At 68.3% G+C, this 16,793-nt stretch carries 21 protein-coding genes and 2 pseudogenes; 10 read left to right on the top strand and 13 right to left on the bottom strand.

Annotated elements, in window-relative coordinates; translation table 11 throughout:
* The first annotated feature begins 187 nt into the window (after window positions 1-187).
* Window positions 188-1,285, top strand: a complete 1,098-nt coding sequence (locus ACZ3UD_RS32425; RefSeq protein ID WP_465595800.1) for a hypothetical protein — start codon at window positions 188-190, stop codon at window positions 1,283-1,285.
* A gap of 455 nt (window positions 1,286-1,740) precedes the next feature.
* The gene (locus ACZ3UD_RS32420) at window positions 1,741-3,240 is read left to right on the top strand and encodes an ISL3 family transposase (RefSeq protein ID WP_465595797.1); all 1,500 of its coding nucleotides are present in this window, start codon (window positions 1,741-1,743) and stop codon (window positions 3,238-3,240) included.
* 139 nt (window positions 3,241-3,379) lie between these two features.
* Here the strand turns inward: ACZ3UD_RS32420 and ACZ3UD_RS32415 are convergent, their stop codons facing one another.
* The 3 genes and pseudogenes from ACZ3UD_RS32415 to ACZ3UD_RS32405 all read right to left on the bottom strand — a co-directional run bounded on the left by ACZ3UD_RS32415 (window position 3,380) and on the right by ACZ3UD_RS32405 (window position 5,229).
* The gene (locus tag ACZ3UD_RS32415) at window positions 3,380-3,964 is read right to left on the bottom strand and encodes a S1 RNA-binding domain-containing protein (RefSeq protein WP_465595794.1); all 585 of its coding nucleotides are present in this window, start codon (window positions 3,962-3,964) and stop codon (window positions 3,380-3,382) included.
* Entirely contained in the window at window positions 3,948-4,400 is a 453-nt protein-coding gene (locus ACZ3UD_RS32410; RefSeq protein WP_465595791.1) for a hypothetical protein, read from the bottom strand. Before ACZ3UD_RS32410 ends, ACZ3UD_RS32415 begins: the two co-directional genes overlap by 17 nt.
* Window positions 4,397-5,229: pseudogene (locus ACZ3UD_RS32405) on the bottom strand (IS5 family transposase). The gene ACZ3UD_RS32410 and the pseudogene ACZ3UD_RS32405 overlap by 4 nt, the downstream one beginning before the upstream one ends.
* Window positions 5,230-5,601: 372 nt before the next feature.
* Here ACZ3UD_RS32405 and ACZ3UD_RS32400 point away from each other — a divergent pair.
* On the top strand, window positions 5,602-6,069 hold the full coding sequence (locus ACZ3UD_RS32400; RefSeq protein WP_465595788.1) for a hypothetical protein: 468 nt from the start codon (window positions 5,602-5,604) through the stop codon (window positions 6,067-6,069).
* Window positions 6,070-6,329: 260 nt separating this feature from the next.
* On the top strand, window positions 6,330-6,692 hold the full coding sequence (locus tag ACZ3UD_RS32395) for a hypothetical protein (protein ID WP_465595785.1): 363 nt from the start codon (window positions 6,330-6,332) through the stop codon (window positions 6,690-6,692).
* 217 nt (window positions 6,693-6,909) lie between these two features.
* Here ACZ3UD_RS32395 and ACZ3UD_RS32390 read toward each other — a convergent pair whose 3' ends face one another.
* From ACZ3UD_RS32390 to ACZ3UD_RS32375, 4 genes are all read right to left on the bottom strand, one after another.
* Window positions 6,910-7,767 (bottom strand): DUF2690 domain-containing protein, encoded by an 858-nt coding sequence (locus ACZ3UD_RS32390; protein WP_465595782.1) that lies wholly within the window; start codon window positions 7,765-7,767, stop codon window positions 6,910-6,912.
* A 221-nt stretch (window positions 7,768-7,988) separates the two neighbouring features.
* Window positions 7,989-8,306 (bottom strand): hypothetical protein, encoded by a 318-nt coding sequence (locus ACZ3UD_RS32385; protein WP_465595957.1) that lies wholly within the window; start codon window positions 8,304-8,306, stop codon window positions 7,989-7,991.
* Between the two features lie 4 nt (window positions 8,307-8,310).
* The gene (locus ACZ3UD_RS32380; protein WP_465595780.1) at window positions 8,311-8,571 is read right to left on the bottom strand and encodes a hypothetical protein; all 261 of its coding nucleotides are present in this window, start codon (window positions 8,569-8,571) and stop codon (window positions 8,311-8,313) included.
* Between the two features lie 35 nt (window positions 8,572-8,606).
* The gene (locus ACZ3UD_RS32375) at window positions 8,607-9,041 is read right to left on the bottom strand and encodes an NUDIX hydrolase (RefSeq protein ID WP_465595777.1); all 435 of its coding nucleotides are present in this window, start codon (window positions 9,039-9,041) and stop codon (window positions 8,607-8,609) included.
* Between the two features lie 61 nt (window positions 9,042-9,102).
* Here ACZ3UD_RS32375 and ACZ3UD_RS32370 point away from each other — a divergent pair, with 61 nt between their 5' ends.
* Window positions 9,103-9,234: a hypothetical protein gene (locus ACZ3UD_RS32370; protein ID WP_465595774.1), complete on the top strand. Its 132-nt coding sequence runs from the start codon at window positions 9,103-9,105 to the stop codon at window positions 9,232-9,234.
* Window positions 9,235-9,292: 58 nt separating this feature from the next.
* Here ACZ3UD_RS32370 and ACZ3UD_RS32365 read toward each other — a convergent pair whose 3' ends face one another.
* A complete protein-coding gene (locus ACZ3UD_RS32365; RefSeq protein ID WP_465595771.1) occupies window positions 9,293-9,598 on the bottom strand; it encodes a hypothetical protein in 306 nt (101 codons plus the stop codon).
* A 64-nt stretch (window positions 9,599-9,662) separates the two neighbouring features.
* Here ACZ3UD_RS32365 and ACZ3UD_RS32360 point away from each other — a divergent pair, with 64 nt between their 5' ends.
* Complete coding sequence (locus ACZ3UD_RS32360; RefSeq protein ID WP_465595768.1) at window positions 9,663-9,938, top strand: hypothetical protein; 276 nt, start codon at window positions 9,663-9,665, stop codon at window positions 9,936-9,938.
* Between the two features lie 45 nt (window positions 9,939-9,983).
* The gene (locus tag ACZ3UD_RS32355; protein ID WP_465595765.1) at window positions 9,984-10,235 is read left to right on the top strand and encodes a hypothetical protein; all 252 of its coding nucleotides are present in this window, start codon (window positions 9,984-9,986) and stop codon (window positions 10,233-10,235) included.
* Window positions 10,236-10,326: 91 nt separating this feature from the next.
* Here ACZ3UD_RS32355 and ACZ3UD_RS32350 read toward each other — a convergent pair.
* Window positions 10,327-11,116, bottom strand: a pseudogene (locus tag ACZ3UD_RS32350) (IS5 family transposase).
* 331 nt (window positions 11,117-11,447) lie between these two features.
* Here ACZ3UD_RS32350 and ACZ3UD_RS32345 point away from each other — a divergent pair.
* Both ACZ3UD_RS32345 and ACZ3UD_RS32340 read left to right on the top strand, forming a co-directional pair.
* On the top strand, window positions 11,448-11,858 hold the full coding sequence (locus tag ACZ3UD_RS32345) for a VOC family protein (RefSeq protein WP_465595762.1): 411 nt from the start codon (window positions 11,448-11,450) through the stop codon (window positions 11,856-11,858).
* Window positions 11,859-11,871: 13 nt separating this feature from the next.
* Window positions 11,872-12,132 carry a hypothetical protein gene (locus ACZ3UD_RS32340; protein WP_465595759.1) on the top strand — a complete coding sequence of 87 codons (261 nt, stop codon included), beginning with the start codon at window positions 11,872-11,874 and terminating at the stop codon, window positions 12,130-12,132.
* 228 nt (window positions 12,133-12,360) lie between these two features.
* On the opposite strand, the gene ACZ3UD_RS32335 is transcribed toward ACZ3UD_RS32340, so the two are convergent.
* The 3 genes from ACZ3UD_RS32335 to ACZ3UD_RS32325 form a co-directional block, all read right to left on the bottom strand.
* Window positions 12,361-12,675, bottom strand: coding sequence for a hypothetical protein (locus ACZ3UD_RS32335; protein ID WP_465595756.1), 315 nt, complete (start codon window positions 12,673-12,675; stop codon window positions 12,361-12,363).
* A gap of 1,011 nt (window positions 12,676-13,686) precedes the next feature.
* Entirely contained in the window at window positions 13,687-14,418 is a 732-nt protein-coding gene (locus ACZ3UD_RS32330; protein ID WP_465595753.1) for an SDR family NAD(P)-dependent oxidoreductase, read from the bottom strand.
* Window positions 14,419-14,488: 70 nt separating this feature from the next.
* Window positions 14,489-15,490, bottom strand: a complete 1,002-nt coding sequence (locus ACZ3UD_RS32325) for a GlxA family transcriptional regulator (protein ID WP_465595954.1) — start codon at window positions 15,488-15,490, stop codon at window positions 14,489-14,491.
* 98 nt (window positions 15,491-15,588) lie between these two features.
* On the opposite strand from ACZ3UD_RS32325, the gene ACZ3UD_RS32320 reads away from it, so the two are divergent.
* Window positions 15,589-16,032 (top strand): nuclear transport factor 2 family protein, encoded by a 444-nt coding sequence (locus ACZ3UD_RS32320; RefSeq protein WP_465595749.1) that lies wholly within the window; start codon window positions 15,589-15,591, stop codon window positions 16,030-16,032.
* Between the two features lie 172 nt (window positions 16,033-16,204).
* Here ACZ3UD_RS32320 and ACZ3UD_RS32315 read toward each other — a convergent pair whose 3' ends face one another.
* Window positions 16,205-16,525, bottom strand: coding sequence for a hypothetical protein (locus tag ACZ3UD_RS32315; RefSeq protein ID WP_465595746.1), 321 nt, complete (start codon window positions 16,523-16,525; stop codon window positions 16,205-16,207).
* Between the last annotated feature and the right edge of the window lie 268 nt (window positions 16,526-16,793).

Raw genomic sequence — 16,793 nt, 5'->3', positions numbered from 1 at the left:
GTCCTGAAGGCGCACGTCGCCCGGTTCTGCAGCGGCCTGGAGAAACCGGCCCGGCCATCCGGCTGCCGGCGAATCAGCCAAGTGTTCCGGGGGCCGGGCGGTGACCGGCGTGTACCCGGGTCGTTGAAGCAGGTTGGACAGCCGAGTTGTGCGGTGCCCTGGTCGTGGTGGCCCGGGGCGCCGTGGTGTGCGGCTCGGCTTCAGTCTTCCCCGGGCCTGGACGCTTCGGCGTCCTGAGGCCTGGTCCAGATGCGAGCGAGAGGACAACGGCGTGGCCGGACGGTCTGGTCTGAATATCGGTGGGATTCTGGGCAAGGGCCGCAGCGGCGGCCGGGCCGGGCAGGCAGCCGTGCTGGTGGTCGCGGCGGTGCTGAGCGGTTCGGCGATGCCCGCGCAGGCGCGGGCGCAGGCGCCTGCCCGTGATGCCGCTGCGGCGGCACCGGTGACGAAGGTGTACGCGACACCGGGCACGTACGAATTCACCGTCCCGAAGGGCATCACCCAGCTGACGGCCACGGCGGTCGGCGCCGGCGGCAGCGGAGGCGGTGGAGGCTCCGGCGGCAACGGGAACCAGTTCCAGTTCGGTGGCGGCGGCGGTGGAGGCGCCGGCGGCAACGGCGGCGGGGCTGTCGAGTGCGTCTTCCCGGTCAAGCCCGGACAGGTCATCCACCTCGCCGTGGGGAAGGGCTACCCCGGCGGCCGCGGCAGCCACAGCTGGGACCCCGAGAACCGCTACAACGGCGAGGGCGGCTACGGCGGCGACTACGGCGACGATTCGTGGGTGTGGGACAAGACGACGAACAACTCCATCAGGGCCAGGGGCGGCCTGGGCGCGTGGGGCGGAGGGGGAGGAGAGTCGGCGAAGGGGAGCTCGCAAACCACCCGCGATCTGAGCGGTAAGGGCGGCAAGGGCGGCCCGTCCAACGACAGGGTCGGTGGCGGGACCTGGGACACCCGCGGCCCCAAATGCGCCAACGATGCGCAGGCCAGGGGCGGCAAGCACGGGGATCCCGGTCGGAACGGGGAGGACGGCAGCCACGACCGGGGAGACGGCCGCGGAGGTGACGGCGGACACGGCGGGGCCGCCGGTGTGACGACGCCCTGGGGCGCGATTGTTCCACTGCCGAGCATGGCGCCCTGCCCCGAGAACGCTCGCGGGAAGGGCGGCGACGGCGGACGTGGCGGGAACGCGGGGGACTGGAGCCGGAACTATGACAACTTCTACCCCAAGCCGGGTGAGGACGGTAAGGCCGGCCAGAGTGGCTGCCTCGTACTGACCTACTGAGAGCACGGGCCCCCTCCGGGCCGGCTGACCAGCCGGCCCGGGCGGCAGGCCCGGTACATCGCGCCCGACCTGCCGACACAGACAGACATGGTGTGACCCGGGCGGGTCTCCCGCCGGATCGGCACCCTGCCAGGCCCCACGAGACCGGTCCGACCCCACAGCCAGAAGACCATGCTTGCGCGACAGGTTCGCGTTGCCCGCCCTGGAGCACTCTGCGGCACCACAGCTCGGCCAAGTGGCGTAGCCGAGGCTCGCCCGCACCATCTACCCCAGTACTCAACCAGTGTCGATGGTCCAGGCCGCAGGTGGCTCTCGATTCCGTTGCCTAACTGGCTCCCGAATTACGATTTCGTGAAGTCGATCGTGCTGCTGTGCGCCGGTGACGCCCCGTCATTTTTGGGTGGAGGCTGGCCTCGTGTGAGGAGATCTTCCTGCTGCTTCCCCATCTCGCGGGGATGCTGGTTGCGTGCATAGAGGTGCGGGACGGCCTCGTGGTGATCGAGGCGTCGACGCCGGAGAACGTTCCTCTGCCGTGTCCCGACTGCCGGATACCGTCGAACCGGGCCCATAGCCGGTACGGACGGCGTCTGGCGGACGCGCCGTGCGGCGGACGGGGCGTCGTGATCGAACTGTCGGTGCGCCGGCTGTTCTGCGACAACGGCGAATGCCCGCGGGTGACCTTCGCCGAGCAGATCGACGGGCTGACCTGCCGCTACGGTCGGCGGACGCCGGTTCTGCAGCGGATGCTCGGCGCGCTGGGCGTCGTCCTGGCCGCCCGCGCCGTGGCCCGTCTGGCCCTGCCGCTCGGTATCACGGTCAGCCGGATGACCGTCCTGCGGCTGGTCATGGCGCTGCCGGAGCCGGCCTGGGCGGTCCCGCGGGTGTTGGGCATCGACGAGTTCGCCACGAGGAAGGGCCGCCGGTACGGCACCATCCTGGTCGACTGCGAGTCCCACCAGCCGGTGGACCTGCTCCCGGACCGTGACGCGGACAGCGTCGCGGCGTGGCTGCGCGAGCACCCCGGCGTCGAGATCGTGTGTCGCGACCGCGCGCAGGTCTTCGCCGACGGCGCCCGCGCCGGCGCCCCGAACGCCCGGCACTGCGCGGACAAATGGCACGTCTGGCACAACCTCGCTGAGGCAGTCGAGCGCCTCGTCTCGCGCCACCGCACCCTGCTCCGCGACCTGCTCGAATCCGATCCCGAGCGGCCGGAGCCGCCGCCCGCTCCGGCCGAAGCGGTCCTGGCCGATGAGGCATCGCCCGAGCCGTATCCGACGGGGAAGTTCCTCGACCGGCTCCGCGGCACCCACGGCGCGGTCCGTGCCCAGGTCGAGCAGGGCCTGAGCCTGCGGGAGATCGCCAGACGCCTCGGCCTGGGGCGCAACACGGTCCGCAAGTACGCCCGCGCGGCCAGCCCCGAGGCGATGCTGCACGGCCAGTGGCAGAACCGGACCAGCAAACTCGACCCGTTCAGGCCCTACCTTGAGCAGCGGGTCGCCGAGGGCTGCACGAACCTGTCCCGGCTCCACCGTGAGCTGGGGGAACGCGGGGCCCGCTGCAGCTACAGCACCCTGCGCGACTATGTTCGGCCGCTGCGGCCCGACCGCCGGGCCGGGACCACGCCGCCGATCGCCGGGCCGCCCTCGCCCCGCCAGGCCACCCGGTGGATCACCAGCCATCCCGACCACCTGCGCGAGGACGACCAGCGGCAGCTCAAGGCGCTACTGACCCCGCTCACCCGAGCTCGCGGCCGCCGCCGGCCACGTCCGCACCTTCGCGGCCATCATGACCAACCACGAGGGACACCGGCTGCGGCATTGGATCGCGGACGTGTGCGCCGACGAGCAGTGTGGCCTGGCCGGCTTCGCCGCGGGACTGATCCCCGACCTCGACGCCGTCGTCTACGGCATGAGCACCGACTGGTCATCCGGCCCGGTCGAGGGCCGCGTCAATGACCTGAAGGCGCTCAAGCGCAGCATGTTCGGCCGAGCGAAGGCACCTTTGCTCCGCAAGCGGCTCCTGCTGATCGCGGCCAGCCGACGCCCCCCACGTGGGGACGTTCCCCTGACCGACTAACGAGTGGGAGTGAAGCAGTCACCTGAGCGGCACGACACCGGCATGCCGGGCGTCCTCTGGCCTGGAAAGGAACACCCTTCGCTGCGGCCACTCGACGTCCGTAACAACGACTGACATCTCGTCGCTGACCTGAAAGACCTCCGGCAGACCGGCTGCGGGCCTGCCGTGGACCTCTTTGAAGGGCACCAGGCCCACGACTCCGTTTCCGACGTCAACGAAAGCGCCGAAGGGGAGCACCTTGACGACCGTCCCGCGAAGCGTCTGCCCCACCACCGTGCCGTCGGCGAACGCCTGGAAGGGGTCGGGCAACAGTGCACGCAACGACAGCCTGGCTTCCGCATTGTGAGTGTCGAATTGGAGGAACTCGCACGAGACGCGCTGTCCGATCTCCACGACGTCGGTCGGAGCTTCGATGTGGCGCCAGGACAGTTCGGGGATCGTGATAAACCCGACGCCGGGGAACATGGGATGGTCCGGTCCGGTGTCCAAGGCCACGAAGACCCCGAACCGCTCGATCGCCGCGACGGTGCCGGAAAGGATCTCGCCGCGCTGCAGTGACTCCAGGAACGCCCAGAGACCCGGGCTCTCAGACTGCCAATCCATGCCCGCCACCTTGGCAGACGCCGTAGGTCGACGACACCCTCATGGGACGACCACAGACCGTAACGGCCTCGCGATCGACTTCACGAAATCCGTGCCTGAACCTGTGGTTCGGCGCCAGGTTTAGGTCCATCGCCTCACACACGCCCCGCGCCCGCAGGGGACCTGCGGCCTCGGCGAACACCGCCATGATCTCCTGGTAGGCCGCCCCGTCCGGCAGTGCCGGGTCGGCCGTCGACGGCGCAAGTGGGGCCGGATCGCGCAGTTCCAGCAGCGTCTTGCGGGTGATCCGTACCTCCTCGGCGGCCCGGCCGAGCTCGTCCAGCATCGCGGTGAGCTGCGTGATCTGCTCGCGGGTCTCCTCGGCCCGCGCGGTCTCCTGCTCACGCTCCTCCAGTCGTACCAGCACCGCCCCCAAGGTCAACTCCTCGCTGGTCATGCGCCGCGCCAGGATGGGGTCGCGCTGTCGGTCAGCCGACGGGCCATCACATCGCTTATCGCCCAGTACACCCGGGACTCGGCCGAGGCGGGGCGGTGCTCGTAGTCGCGCACCAGTCGCCGGTGGAACATCAAGATCCCGTTCGTGTGCTCCACCCGCCACCGGATCGGCTGCGGGACGAAACCGGTCTCGGCCGGGTTGCGTTCGACGATTTCGACCTCGATGCCCACCTGCTTCCCGTGGTCCACGACGGTCTTCTTGAACCCCTGGTCCACCATCGCCTTCGTCACCGTGCCCGCGGTGCTGGCGGCGACCTTGTCGAGCAGGGCGGTGCCGAAGGCGTTGTCGTGGACGGACGCGGCCAGCATGACCACGGCGATCACCAGGCCCCGCACGTCCACGGCGAGTCCGCGCTTGCGGCCCGGCACCTTCTTGTTCGCGTCCCGTCCCGTCGTCTCACCCGGAACCCCGGCCGCCGCGTGCAGCTCTGGGTGTCGAGCACCACCAGGCTGGGGTCGGCTAATCGGCCCCTCTTCTCCCGGACCTGCCAGCGCAGCAGGTCGTGAATGACCTGATCGGTGCCGTCATTGCGCCACGTGTAGAAGTAGTACTTCACCGTGCCGGCGGGCGGCAGGTCGTGGGGGAGGTAGTCCCACTGGCAGCCGGTCCGGGACTGGTAGAGCAGCGCGTTGACGATCTCCCGCATCTCGTAGCGGCCCTCGTGGCCGCTGACCGAGGGATGCTGGACCTTCCACGAGGTGATCACCGGCTCGATCAGCGCCCAGCGTTCGTCGGATAAGTCGCTCTTGTAGGGCTTGCGGTCACTCACGCAGCTACCTCAGCACGGCGCCAGCCCCGCGACCTGCCGCAGACGGCAAGGCCACACGTTCAGGCGACGACAGAACGGAAATCAGCTCACATTCCGCCCTCTCGCACTGGAGTACTAATCGGGCAAGGCGGTCCACCGGATCTTCGCCTCGGCCAGACAGGCCGCCCAGGACCTCCCACGGCATCTTGAGAAATCTCAAACCGCAGGTCAGAGGCCTGAAAGCGCAATGAGACGTGGGAAACCTGATCAAGGTTGCTGCTGCCGTATGCCGCCTGGCAGGGTTTGGGCCGTGCCAAGGCCGTCTGTGCCATCCCAGATCCCTAGGCGCCATCCCACAGACTCAACTCACTATGGGGGACACTCATGCGCGCAATGCGTATAGCCAAGATCGCCGGCGCGGCCGCCCTGGCCGCCACAACGGTCCTGTCGTCGGCCACGGCTCACGCGAGCAGCAATCCTCCGGGCAGCGGGGGCGCCAACGTCGGCACCTCCCTGAGCCGGGGAGACACCCTCTACGCCGGCAGCTACATCGGGAGCACCAACGCCGCCGACGGAAACTTCATGAAGCTGATCATGCAGTCGGACGGGAACCTGGTGGAGTACAGCTCCGCGGATGAAATGGGCAGCAACGGCTGGCGGGTGTGCTGGGCGTCCAACACCTACGGTTCCGGGGCGGACCACGCCAGTTACCAGTCCGACGGGAACTTCGTCGTCTACACCCCCAACAACACCCCCGTGTGGGCCAGCAACACCCAATGGGGAGCCGGGTCGACCGTCAACATCAACCCCTACGGCGGGATTTACGTCGGGACCACGCGGATCTCTTCCAACTGCCCCTGAGCGACACCGTGAAGCCGCTCAGCGGAATGTGACAGGAGGCCCCGGACGACTACAGGTAGTCGTCCGGGGCCTCCCATCCAGGGAAATGGAACGCCTCGGCGTGCCGGCACGCCCGCATCACATCACCCGCGGCGGAGCCCGGAGTGCCCGGCCATCGGACCGGAAGCAAGCTGGGCGCCATCCACCCACTGCCATTCACCCGGGCGTCCTTTGCGCCAAACGCGGCGGACGGACGCCCACAAGGAATGAAGAGGAAAACCATGCGAAACGGACTCAAGAAGCTGGCAGCAACCGGCGCCGTCGGCGCCTCCGCGCTCGCGATGTCCCTGGTCGGCGCCACGAGCGCCCACGCCAACAGCCAGTACGGATGCCCGTACCCGTACGTGTGCATCTACGGCGGCCCGGACGCGTCCTACCCGATCGTCGCGGAGTTCCGGGACGTCACCAACTACTACCAGAGCACCAACCATGGACCCAGCTGGTGGGTCGTCAACACCCGCAACCAGGACTACGCCCACCTCCAGCTGTCCGACGGCACCGTCTACTGCCTCCCGCCGAACGGCAACCTGGGCGGCGGGGGCACCCTCACCGGAATCATGATCAGCAACGGCGGCTCCTGCTGACCGACGACTGAAGCCACGTGTCCCGGTGCGTCGGGCGCTCCCCCACCCACGCACCAGGACACGCCCAGGTACAGGTCAGGAACGACCCAGGGCGGATACCGGTTCGCTTCGGTACCTGCCCTGAGGTGCAGGTTCCCCCGCCACGGCTGGCGAAGGTGCGAACCTCCGACCGCGTCCATTGTCGTCCGCGGCTCTTCCCGCCCTGCGAGGACGGACCTCAGTGGTTCGGCGATGGGTTGTCCGCAGGGTCGGTGATCTTCGGCGTGCAGCCGCTTCCCTCGGGCTGCACGCCGCACACCTGAAGCTGAAGCGTCGTCCCGAGGACGCGGGCGTCGACCATCATCGAATAGTTGTCGTAGCCCCAGTGGATGAGCGCGGTCTCCTGGTCGCCTCTGCCGTTGGATATGGTCGCGGTGTCGCCCGGAATCCCGTCGGTGATGCCGCTCCAGGCCGCCTGGCAACGCGGGCTGTAGTGCAGGTAGATGATGGTTTTACCGATGGGTGCGGTGACGAGCGTCCGGTCGTCGGCCTCGCAGCCAGTGGATTGCGGATCCTTGCCCCTGCAGCCGATGCCCTGGCACGCAGGAGGCGGAAGGGTGGACTGAACGCCAGTCGGCCCGGAGGCGGCCGGCGAACCGCTCCCTCCAGTCGGCCAAAGAAAAACGCCGGCGATCACCGCCAGAGCGGCCAGGCCCACGGTCCCGATCAACCAGGGCGAGCGAGCCCGCCACCACACCCGGCCGCCGTCCGCACCCGGACCGCTCTCGTGCCCCTCGGGTGCACCTTCCGCGGATGGCGGGCTCGTCGCCGCAACGGGCTTCCCGCTCGCCGCCGCGCGACCGCTGTCGACCGGCGCGGACTTCGCCAACGCATCGTCGGCCTGCTCCAAGAGGCCCTGCAGCCTCGGCAGGTCGCAGTCCGTGGACGCGGCCAGGCTCCTCAGCCCCTCGGCGGTGATGAGACGTTTACCGTTGAGCCACCGTTCCCACGAGGCCTTGCTGTAGTGCGTCGCAGCCGCCAGGTCGGCAAGCGTGAGCCTGTTGCGATCTTTGATCGCACGGAGCTCCTCTGCCAACTCCCTTGCGGAATCGGACAAATCGTCCGACAACGGCCTCCAAGAGGAGCCCATCAGACCTCGCATCACCGTGGTGGACAGACTGGCCGCGCAAGAGCACCGAATGCCCCGCGCCACGACAACTGGAACAGGACCAGCGAGTGCCCCGAAAACGCACACCTCTGACCCCGTAGGCCTCACTCACCATCCGAAGCAGAGGGAGCAAGGCGCGTAGGAGTATCTCACACGTGATCTTCACCCACCCTGGGCAGCCCGAGACCGCGGCGGTCGAGCTCGCGGCGGAGGTCGAGGTTCTCGCCGTGAGCCTGCTCCAGTGCGTCTCGCAGGGCTTGCACTTCTTGGCGGTGCTGCTTCTTCAGGCGTGTGATCTGGCTGGTCAGTGCGAGGACGAGGGTGCTCTGCTCGTCGGCCGGCGTGGCCGGTGCGGGAACCGGCCGGCCCTGAGCTCGCAGGCGTTCGATCCGTCCGCGCAGGTCAGGGTGGTTATAGAGGAACGCGTGCGAGACACCGGCCTCGCGTTGGACGGCCTGGAAGGTGATCGGCTCACCGCGCTTGATGAGGGTGCGGATCGCCTGTTCCGCGGCTGTCGACGGCTCCGACGATCACCTGGCGAACGTCGGGGTGCGCGGCGGCGACCTGGTCGGCGGTGATCACAGCCCCTCCGGGGGCCTCCTTGCGTTTCTCGAAGCAGTACAGGCAATCGACGTCACACGTTTCACCGCGCAGCTTGAGGATCACAGATGCGGCGCTGGTGCTGTCCGTGGTGTCCAAGCTGCGGTAGAGCTCATGGATGATGCCGATCACCGACTGCCTCCCTGCTGCGGTATCGGGTCGGGCTGCTACTCGGGCAGTTGCCCGAGCAGTGCCCCCTGTCCGGACTGAAGAATGTGGGCCGCTTCGAGCGGAACCCAGAAGCACTCGAAGCGGGTCGGCTCCTGCTCGCCGTCGTGGTCTTCCTGGCTCATCCACCGGTCCGGGGTCGGCTCGGTCAGTTCGAGGTGGAAGACGTGCCGGTGCTGGATTTCGCGGCGGTAGGGGGTCATGTCGTACTCGAACTCGCCGAGCTTGGACACGATCTTGAAGTCGGTGAGGCCGGTCTCCTCCCGGGCCTCGCGCAGGACCGCGGCCGCCGGGGACTCGCCAGGGCGCACACTGCCGGCGGGGACCTGAATCCCCACCTCCTCGTAGCTGTTGTCGGCGTGCCGGAACACCAATAGCTGTCCGTCCCGCACCACGTAGGCGAGGACCTTGTCCCTGTGGACCTTCTCTGACATGGGCTTTCCTTCACTCTCTGGGATGTACTGCCGCCGATCGATACCTGACGGGCAATCAGCTGTGCGCTCCACCCTGACCCGCAAGGCCGTCACCGGCATGCGCCAAGCCCTCTCACGGTTCCGCCAGCGTGGCTCCCGCGCCGCGGCCGAGCTGTACGAGCGCGGCGGCGTCCTGCTGCGCGAAACAGCCTGAGCAACCGAGGCGCCCGTCCCTGACGGCAGGGGCGGGCGCCTCGCCAGCATCTGCGAACTCAAGCCCGGCCTGGACCGATGGAGCCAGGAAGTGCACGCCGACGTTGCCGAACTCGCCCCGCGTGACGCCGGGACACCGTCATGTCCTCGGGGTCGGCGGCCACCCCGACCTCCTCCACCAGCTCCTGGGCAGCATGCCGCCGGACGGCGAGCCCGGCAGCACAGACGGTATGGGTGAACTCGCGGGCGTCGGACCCGCCTTCCCACGGGCGGCGGCGGTCAGCGCGCAGCCGCCGGTTGCCGTTGGCCGGTTCAGTGGTCGGCAGGCCGACCGGCTCGGCGGCCTCCTCCACGAGTACCGACATGCGGCCTGAGCAGGGTGGATGAGGTTTCCGGCAAGCGCACCGTCGCAGCCCGACCGCCTCCCTGGTGATCCTGCTGCTGCCCGCTCACCAGCACCTGTGTCCACGTCACCAACGCTGGACCCGATCCACATGCGACATCCCGCTCGCGAACCTGCCGGAAATCATCCAAGCCCAGCGCCGACTCGACCAACTCGCCCGGCACCACGGACAACTCGGACAAGCCCTCACGCTTGTCCGGAAGATCGTCGAAGAGTGGTCCTCTTCCGGCATGCCGATCGACGTCGGAAACGAGTGGGCCCACCGCCTCGACCGCATCGAGACACTCCCCCTCAGCAAGTAGATCCCCGCTGAGGACCGCCATCACCTCGCGGCCTTCCCCGAGATCGTGGTGCTGGCGAACCTGATCCTCAACCCGCCGACGAACACCATCGACCCCAAGGAGCTCTACCTGGCAACGACAGCGGAGCTGAGCCGAAGATTCGCCCGGATCTACACCGCCTTCGGAACCCATGACCCTCTCTACCAGCGTTTCTGCCTCAATCACGCACACGGCTTCCGCGACGCGACGAACTCTGCGGCTCCGCCGAAGTCCGCTGCTGATCCGCACCTGCGGTACAAACCTGGCCGCCCCTGGTGAACGGGGTCTGGGGGGCGAAGCCCCCAGGAACTTTTTGTTCCCGCACCTCAGCGGAGCTGCTTACTGGGCGTTTCGTCCCGGGTCTCGGAGGTCAAGTTCCGCGCCAAGTCGGAGTGCTTTCGCCGGTGAGGCGGTGGGTCATGAGGTTGATCATCGCGACGTGGATCACGGCTTCGGATCGGGTCGGGAGGGCTTCGTAGTCGCGGGCCAAGCGGCGGTGGTTCATCAGCCAGCCCAGGGTGCGCTCGACGACCCAGCGGCCGGGGCTGGACGACGAACCCCCTGGTGGCGGGGGCGCGTCGGACGATCTCGACGTCGATACCCAACGTGGCGCCGTGTTCGACGACGGCGGTCTTGTAGCCCATGTCGGCCCAGGCTTTGCGGATGGTGGGGTGGTCGGCGGCGATAGTGGTCAGGAGTTGTCGGCCGGCGGTGCCATTCTGGATGCTCGCGGCGGTGACCGGCACGGCTAGCATCAAGCCGATCGTGTCGGTGATGACGCTGCGCTTGCGTCCGATGATCTTCTTGGCGGCGTCGATGCCCTGGGTCGCGGTGGGGACGTTGGTGGAGGTCTTGATGCTCTGGGAGTCGATGATGCAGGCCGTCGGCTCCGGATCGCGGCCCTCCGCGGTGCGGACCGGACGGCGTAGCAGGCCGTTGAGCTGCTCGAACACGCCGTCCTTCTGCCAGCGGGCGAAGTAGGCGTAGACGGTCTTCCACGGCGGGTAGTCGTGTGGGAGGTAGCGCCAGGGGATGCCGGTGCGGTCGACATACAGGATCGCGTCGAACAGGTCGCGCAGATCGTGCTCGGGTGGCCGTCCTATGGCGAGCGCGCGTGCAGTGCGGGCTTGGCGCCAGACGGTCAGCGTCGGCTCCACCAGAGCTCAGCGGGCGTCGGACAGGTCGCTTGGATACGGTCGACGAGCCGTCATGAAGACGGCATACCGCTCGATCGCCGCTCTGCCCAGAGGCTGCGGCACTCGGAGGACAAATGTGCTCCGGCCGGGCGTCGTGGGATGAGACAGGAGGAACCGCGCAGTTCCGGCCTGCAATCCCATGCAGGCGACACTCCCGTCACGAGAGCCTCCGAAGTTGCGTCAGGTGAGTCGGCAGAGCAACCAGGAAACCGGCATCAATAGGTATGTTCAGGGCCTAAATGCCCAGTTAGGGCCTGTCTCGAAGTCGAGTGTGAGCTTGTGACAAGATCGCGGGATGCTGCGACTCACCGATTTCATTATCGACTGCCCGGACACGATGAAGCTGGCGGCTTTCTACTCCGAGGTGACGGGCCGTAAGATCAAGGAAGGCAGCTCCGAGGACTGGGCTGGCATCCAGTTCGGCGAGATCGAGCTGGCATTCATCCGGGTGGACGACTACCGCGCTCCGCAGTGGCCCGACAGGGAGCACCCCAAGCAGTTCCACCTCGACTTCGAAGTGGACGAGATCGAGTCCGAGCAGCGCCGCGTCCTCGACCTCGGCGCGACGCTAAGGCAGGACTTCATCGGCCCCAACGGCTACGGCTGGCAGGTCTACACCGACCCGATCGGCCACCCCTTCTGCCTGTGCCGCAACAAGGGCGTCATCTGGACCGACCAGGGCCCGATCTGGCCCAAGCGCGACTAATTAGATTCCGGTCATGGAGAACAGCGACATCACGATCAAGCTCACCCCCGACGAGGCCCTGGTCCTCTCGGACTGGTTGGAGCGAGTACAGATGACAGATCTCAGCCGCCTGGTCGACGATCCGGCCGCCTGGGCCCCGATCCACAAGATCGCGGGAACACTGGACAAAGCGCTCCCTGGAATCTTCGCCGCCGACTACGCCGAACGTCTGGAAGCGGCCCGGCACCGTCTCCGGACGGCCACGGGCAGCCTTACCGAAGAGCGATACGGCTGAGCTGCCCTTGCCCACCACCAGCGCGCTTCCGTGAAAGCCATGTCGTTTGAGAACACCGGCCCGCGGCGTTCTCAAACGACATGGCAATCCAGCAGGTCAGCGGCCCACGATCTGTCAGCTGCACTGCGACAGGACAGCTGGCGAGAAGCTCCATCACGGGCAACACCGATGCAACTCGCCGGCTGTGTCCGCCTCGCATCCCGCCTTCCACCCCGAGGTTGCGGAAGGTCAGGTGGTGATGCTGCAGAGCGCGCTTTCAGCGAGGTGGGGCCAACGAGCGGCGTGAGCGACGGGAACGGCGACCCAGTCCTTGAAGGGCCGCTTCTTGCCTGAGGGGTCGAACAACTCGGCTCCGGTCAGCGCCAGTGCCTCAGCGTGCTGAGCGCTCGCGTCGCCCAGGCGGAAGGCAAGGACGTCACCTTTGAGGCATGCGAACGCCTTGCCGTGGGCTTTGAGTGCTCGCTTACCGAACATGGCGCCAGTGGTGGCGCCGCGTGCGGCAAGGTCAGAAGCGATGTCGTCGAACAGTGCGTCGGGGCTCATGCCGCTGGTCCTTGGGAGAGAGGGGCGAGTGATCGCGTCGGATGGTGGCAACAGTCGTCGGCGAGGCTAGCCTGTCGCACCGTCAGGCTGCGGCTGACGCCTGTTCCTCGCCCCCAGGTACTGGTCCCCACTGGTGCCGCCCCAAGAAGCGCCGTGATCCCTGAGCTCGGCATCCCGGACCGGTCTCGGTGGACTCGGCGAACCGCAGCTTTCAGGGGCTAGGTCCGCCATGTCCACCGAGACCGGACAGAGTCGTCCCCCGGTCGCCTGGTCGGTCGCCTGGTGAGGCGTCATGTGGAGCGTCCCGTGGGTCCGCAGTCCTCCGGCCCGGCCCTGCATCACCGCAGGTCAAACCGTGTTTTCGGAGGGCCGGAAAAGCCGACAACCCCTTCTTCTGTCCTTTGTCCTGGGTAGTGAGGTGGTCGGTCGGTTCGGTTCGGGGTTCACGCCTGCGGCGGGCCGGTGTTCTTGTCGGGCGACGTCCAAACGTCCGTGGAAACGACACGAGATGTCAGTGACTCGGACATCAGGGTGGCCCGTGGCCCGGCTGGGTCGTGGCTCCGCGCTGCGGCCGAGCGTGCGACATGTGCTGTCGTCGACTACTGACAATTTCGTGTCGCCCGACAGCGGCGGGCCGTCCGCGCCGACCGGGGACCGGCCGACCGCGGCCCCCGGTCGGCGCCGGGCCGGCTGCACGTAGGTACCACCGCAGGTGGCACCGAGGGCACCACCGCAGGTAGGCCCGTAGCTACCACCGTAGGCACCCCGCCGCTCCCGGCCTCCTTCGCGTTTTCCCGCAGGTCAGACGGCATTTTCGGGCCGCCGGAAAATCCGAGAACCCCCTTCTGTCCCTCCCTCTTCCCTGATTGCTGGTGGTGGGTTGGTGCGGTTCTGGGTGACGGTCCGGACGGCAGGGGGTTTCCACCCTGCGGGGCCGTGATGGTGGTGAGCGCCCGGCGAAGGCAGGACGCGAGCACCGCGGCTTGTTGTCCGCCGTGCCGCAGGCCTGGACTACTGGCCCCCGGCCACCCGGAGGATCGCTCCCGTCGCGTACGACGCATCGGCGGAAAGCAGCCAGGAGACGGCAGCGGCGATCTCCTCCGGTTGTCCGGCACGGCCCAGCGGGATGGCGGAGGCCACCTTCCGGGGACGTTCGGGGTCCTGGTGGAAGTCGGTCCAGATGGTGCCGGGGGCTACGCAGTTGACGCGGATGCCCTGCGCGGCAACCTCCTTCGACAGTCCCACCGTCATCGCGTCGACGGCAGCCTTGGCTGCGGCGTAGTGGACGTACTGCCCCGGGCTGCCCAGCGTGGCTGCGGCGGAGGAGATGTTGACGATCGCTCCGCCGCCGCTGCCGGCCATCTCCCGGACGGCGCGCCGGGCACAGAGGAGGTAGCCGAGGACGTTGACGTCGAGTGCCCGGCGGATGCCTGCGGCGTCGGCGTCGGCCAGTGGGCCGTTCGGGCCGCTGGTTCCGGCGTTGTTCACCAGCGCGGTGACGGGACCGATCTCGGCGGCACGGTCAAAGAGGCGCTCGACGTCCGCTTCGTCGGCGGTGTCCGCACGGACGGTGACGCACCTGCGGCCGGCCTGTCGGACCAGTTCGGCAACCGACTCCGCTGCGGAGCTGTCCGAACGGTAGCCGAGGACGATGTCGTGCCCCTTGGCCGCGAGGCGGGTGCAGACAGCTGCGCCGATCCCGCGACTTCCGCCCGTGACCACCGTCACAAGTCGTTCTTCCATGTCAACCTCCCAAGGTTGTCGTTCAACGTTGTCGTACGCCCGGGCAGGCCGGGCCCGTCTCCGATCGCCCTCAGACCCGGTCGCTGTCGGGCTCCCCGCCGGAGATGACCTCCCGCGCTCCGGCCGAGCCGAAGCGGTCGCGGTATTCGCCCGGGGCGATCCCGATGTGGCGGTGGAAGGTGCGGCGCAAGGTCTCGGTGGTGCCGAAGCCGAGGCGGCGGGCGATTGCGGCCACTGGCTCGTCGGCCTCGGTGAGCGCCCGACGGGCCGCCTCCACCCGGACGCGTTCGACGTAGGCCGCCGGCCCCGTCCCGATCTCCGCGGTGAAGCGGCGCTGCAGGTGACGTGGGCTCAGGCTGGCACAGGCGGCGAGTGCTGCGATGGTGTGCCTGCCGCCGGGGTTGTCCTGGATCGCCCGCACGGCTTTGCGGATCGGGTCGCTGGTCGGCTGCGCCGACCACAGCGGAACGCTGAACTGGGACTGGTTGCCGGGGCGCCGCAGGTACAGCACCATCTCGCGTGCGGCAGCCAGCGCGAGCTCCGGGCCGTGGTCGTCCTCCACCAGGGCGAGCGCGAGGTCCATGCCGGCGCTGACCCCGGCCGAGGTCCACACCGGACCGTCCCTGATGTAGATCGGATCGCAGTCCACCGTCAATTCGGGGTGCTCATCGGCGAGTTGTCGTTCACGGGCCCAGTGCGTGGTGACCCGTCGTCTGGCGAGGAACCCGGTGGCGGCGAGCAGGAGCGCACCGCTGCACACTGACGCGACCCGCCGCGCACCGGTCGCCGCGGCGGCGATCCACGCGACCAGTCCGGGGTCGCGGCGCGCGTCGTTCACGCCCGGTCCGCCCACCACGACTAGGGTGTCCAGCCCGCCGGGGGCGAGGTCGCCGATACCGTGGGCGGCGAACATCGGCAGGCCGCTGGAGGACCGGACCGGACCAGCGTGACGCGCCACCACCTGGCAGTCGTAGCCACCGACGGCTTGGTGCGCGTAATGGAACACCGAATGCGGGCCCACCAGATCGACTGCCTGGAACCCCTCGAACACCACGAACACCACTCGACGCATGGCAGCAGGCTGCCTGACCCGCGCGAAAGGCGTCAACGACGTGCAACCCACGGATCACGCCACAAGTCGCCGAGGACGTTGACCAAGGACCGGTCGGGATGTTGCATGGCACACGGCTGACTGAATACGAACTGGAGGGGCAGGCAATGACCGCTACCACCCGCGACCTGTTCGAGCGCTACCACGCTTGCTGGGAGGCTCGCGACCCCGATCGGATCGCCGAACTTCACACGGTCGACTCGGTGTTCCATCTGCACTCGGGGCAGCCCCCGGCAATCGGGCGGGCAGCCGTCCGTCAGGCGGCGGCCGATACCTTCGAGCTCATCCCGGACCTGACGTTCGAACTCGTCTCGCTGCGTGTCGGGGAGGACTTCTGGGTAACCCAGTTCAAGATGACCGGGAAGTCCGCCGCCGGCGCCGCACTCGACGTCGACCTCGCGGACTTCGTCCTGGTCGAGAACGGGGCAGTGAAGGAAAAGCACTCCTACGTCGACGGAGTGGCGATGCAGGCCGCGATCGCGCCCGCTGAGGATTCCCCCTGATGTCGGCCATGTGGAGACCCGGCGATGCGCGTCCGGAGGAAGCAGCATCAGGGGAACCGAGAGGGATCGACCAGGCGCGCCTGCAGTCCCCCTGCCCCGGTCTGCCTTCGGTAAGAACGGGACAGTGGGCATCAAGGTATCGGTGTCGGTGCCGGTCAGGACTTGGTGCCGGTCAGCTCCACCAAGGGCCTGGCCCGGCTTCGAGATCGGCGATCGACCACCACACGCCGGAGCTGGGTCCTTCGTCCTCCAGGTCCTCCAGCTTGGCGACCATGGCTGGGACGGTGCGCAGCATTGTGGCGACGTAGCGGGTGCGGGCGATGAGTTCCAGGTCGTCGGCGCGGTGGGCGAAGCCGGCTTGTTCGGTGCCGGTGAGGACGAACAGCAGCCTGGGGAAGCGCGGGTGTGAGTTCTCCCCGTGAGGGCGTAGGTGTTGCGGCGTCTGGTGTGCTGTCCCGTCGGTCGAGTGAGAATCCTGTCGGGACGCTGTCACGGGTCCAGGACTGCTGATCGGCACGTGTGACCTGCAGTCCCGGAAGTAGAACGGGAATCCCGGAACTGCCGCGAGAATCCCTATGGATCTGGCGATCAGGTCCTGCCTACCGGAGACGGCCGTGCACCGACCCGTCGAAGCAGCCCCGTGTGCAACGCCGCGACGTGATCGGGCCGGGTCTACCAGGCCACCCCGAGGGCCTCCAGCTGCCCGAGCTGTTCGGCGGTGAGCTTGTCCCGGCGGGCTTTGGTGTTGTTGAGCCAGGCGC

Source organism: Kitasatospora sp. NPDC023118, assembly GCF_055560875.1.
The sequence above is the reverse complement of the archived record's forward strand: the minus strand, read 5'-3'. Positions and strand labels throughout refer to the sequence as shown.

Excerpts from the sequence above, each read along its gene's own strand:
- ACZ3UD_RS32340 (WP_465595759.1), top strand. The coding sequence starts at position 11,872 with ATGGAGAACAGCGACATCACGATCAAGCTCACCCCCGACGAGGCCCTG.
- ACZ3UD_RS32365 (WP_465595771.1), bottom strand. The coding sequence starts at position 9,598 with ATGTCGGTACTCGTGGAGGAGGCCGCCGAGCCGGTCGGCCTGCCGACC.
- ACZ3UD_RS32415 (WP_465595794.1), bottom strand. The coding sequence starts at position 3,964 with ATGGATTGGCAGTCTGAGAGCCCGGGTCTCTGGGCGTTCCTGGAGTCA.
- ACZ3UD_RS32395 (WP_465595785.1), top strand. The coding sequence starts at position 6,330 with ATGCGAAACGGACTCAAGAAGCTGGCAGCAACCGGCGCCGTCGGCGCC.
- ACZ3UD_RS32320 (WP_465595749.1), top strand. The coding sequence starts at position 15,589 with ATGTTGCATGGCACACGGCTGACTGAATACGAACTGGAGGGGCAGGCA.
- ACZ3UD_RS32335 (WP_465595756.1), bottom strand. The coding sequence starts at position 12,675 with ATGAGCCCCGACGCACTGTTCGACGACATCGCTTCTGACCTTGCCGCA.
- ACZ3UD_RS32330 (WP_465595753.1), bottom strand. The coding sequence starts at position 14,418 with ATGGAAGAACGACTTGTGACGGTGGTCACGGGCGGAAGTCGCGGGATC.
- ACZ3UD_RS32420 (WP_465595797.1), top strand. The coding sequence starts at position 1,741 with ATGCTGGTTGCGTGCATAGAGGTGCGGGACGGCCTCGTGGTGATCGAG.
- ACZ3UD_RS32400 (WP_465595788.1), top strand. The coding sequence starts at position 5,602 with ATGCGTATAGCCAAGATCGCCGGCGCGGCCGCCCTGGCCGCCACAACG.
- ACZ3UD_RS32345 (WP_465595762.1), top strand. The coding sequence starts at position 11,448 with ATGCTGCGACTCACCGATTTCATTATCGACTGCCCGGACACGATGAAG.
- ACZ3UD_RS32375 (WP_465595777.1), bottom strand. The coding sequence starts at position 9,041 with ATGTCAGAGAAGGTCCACAGGGACAAGGTCCTCGCCTACGTGGTGCGG.
- ACZ3UD_RS32410 (WP_465595791.1), bottom strand. The coding sequence starts at position 4,400 with ATGACCAGCGAGGAGTTGACCTTGGGGGCGGTGCTGGTACGACTGGAG.
- ACZ3UD_RS32325 (WP_465595954.1), bottom strand. The coding sequence starts at position 15,490 with ATGCGTCGAGTGGTGTTCGTGGTGTTCGAGGGGTTCCAGGCAGTCGAT.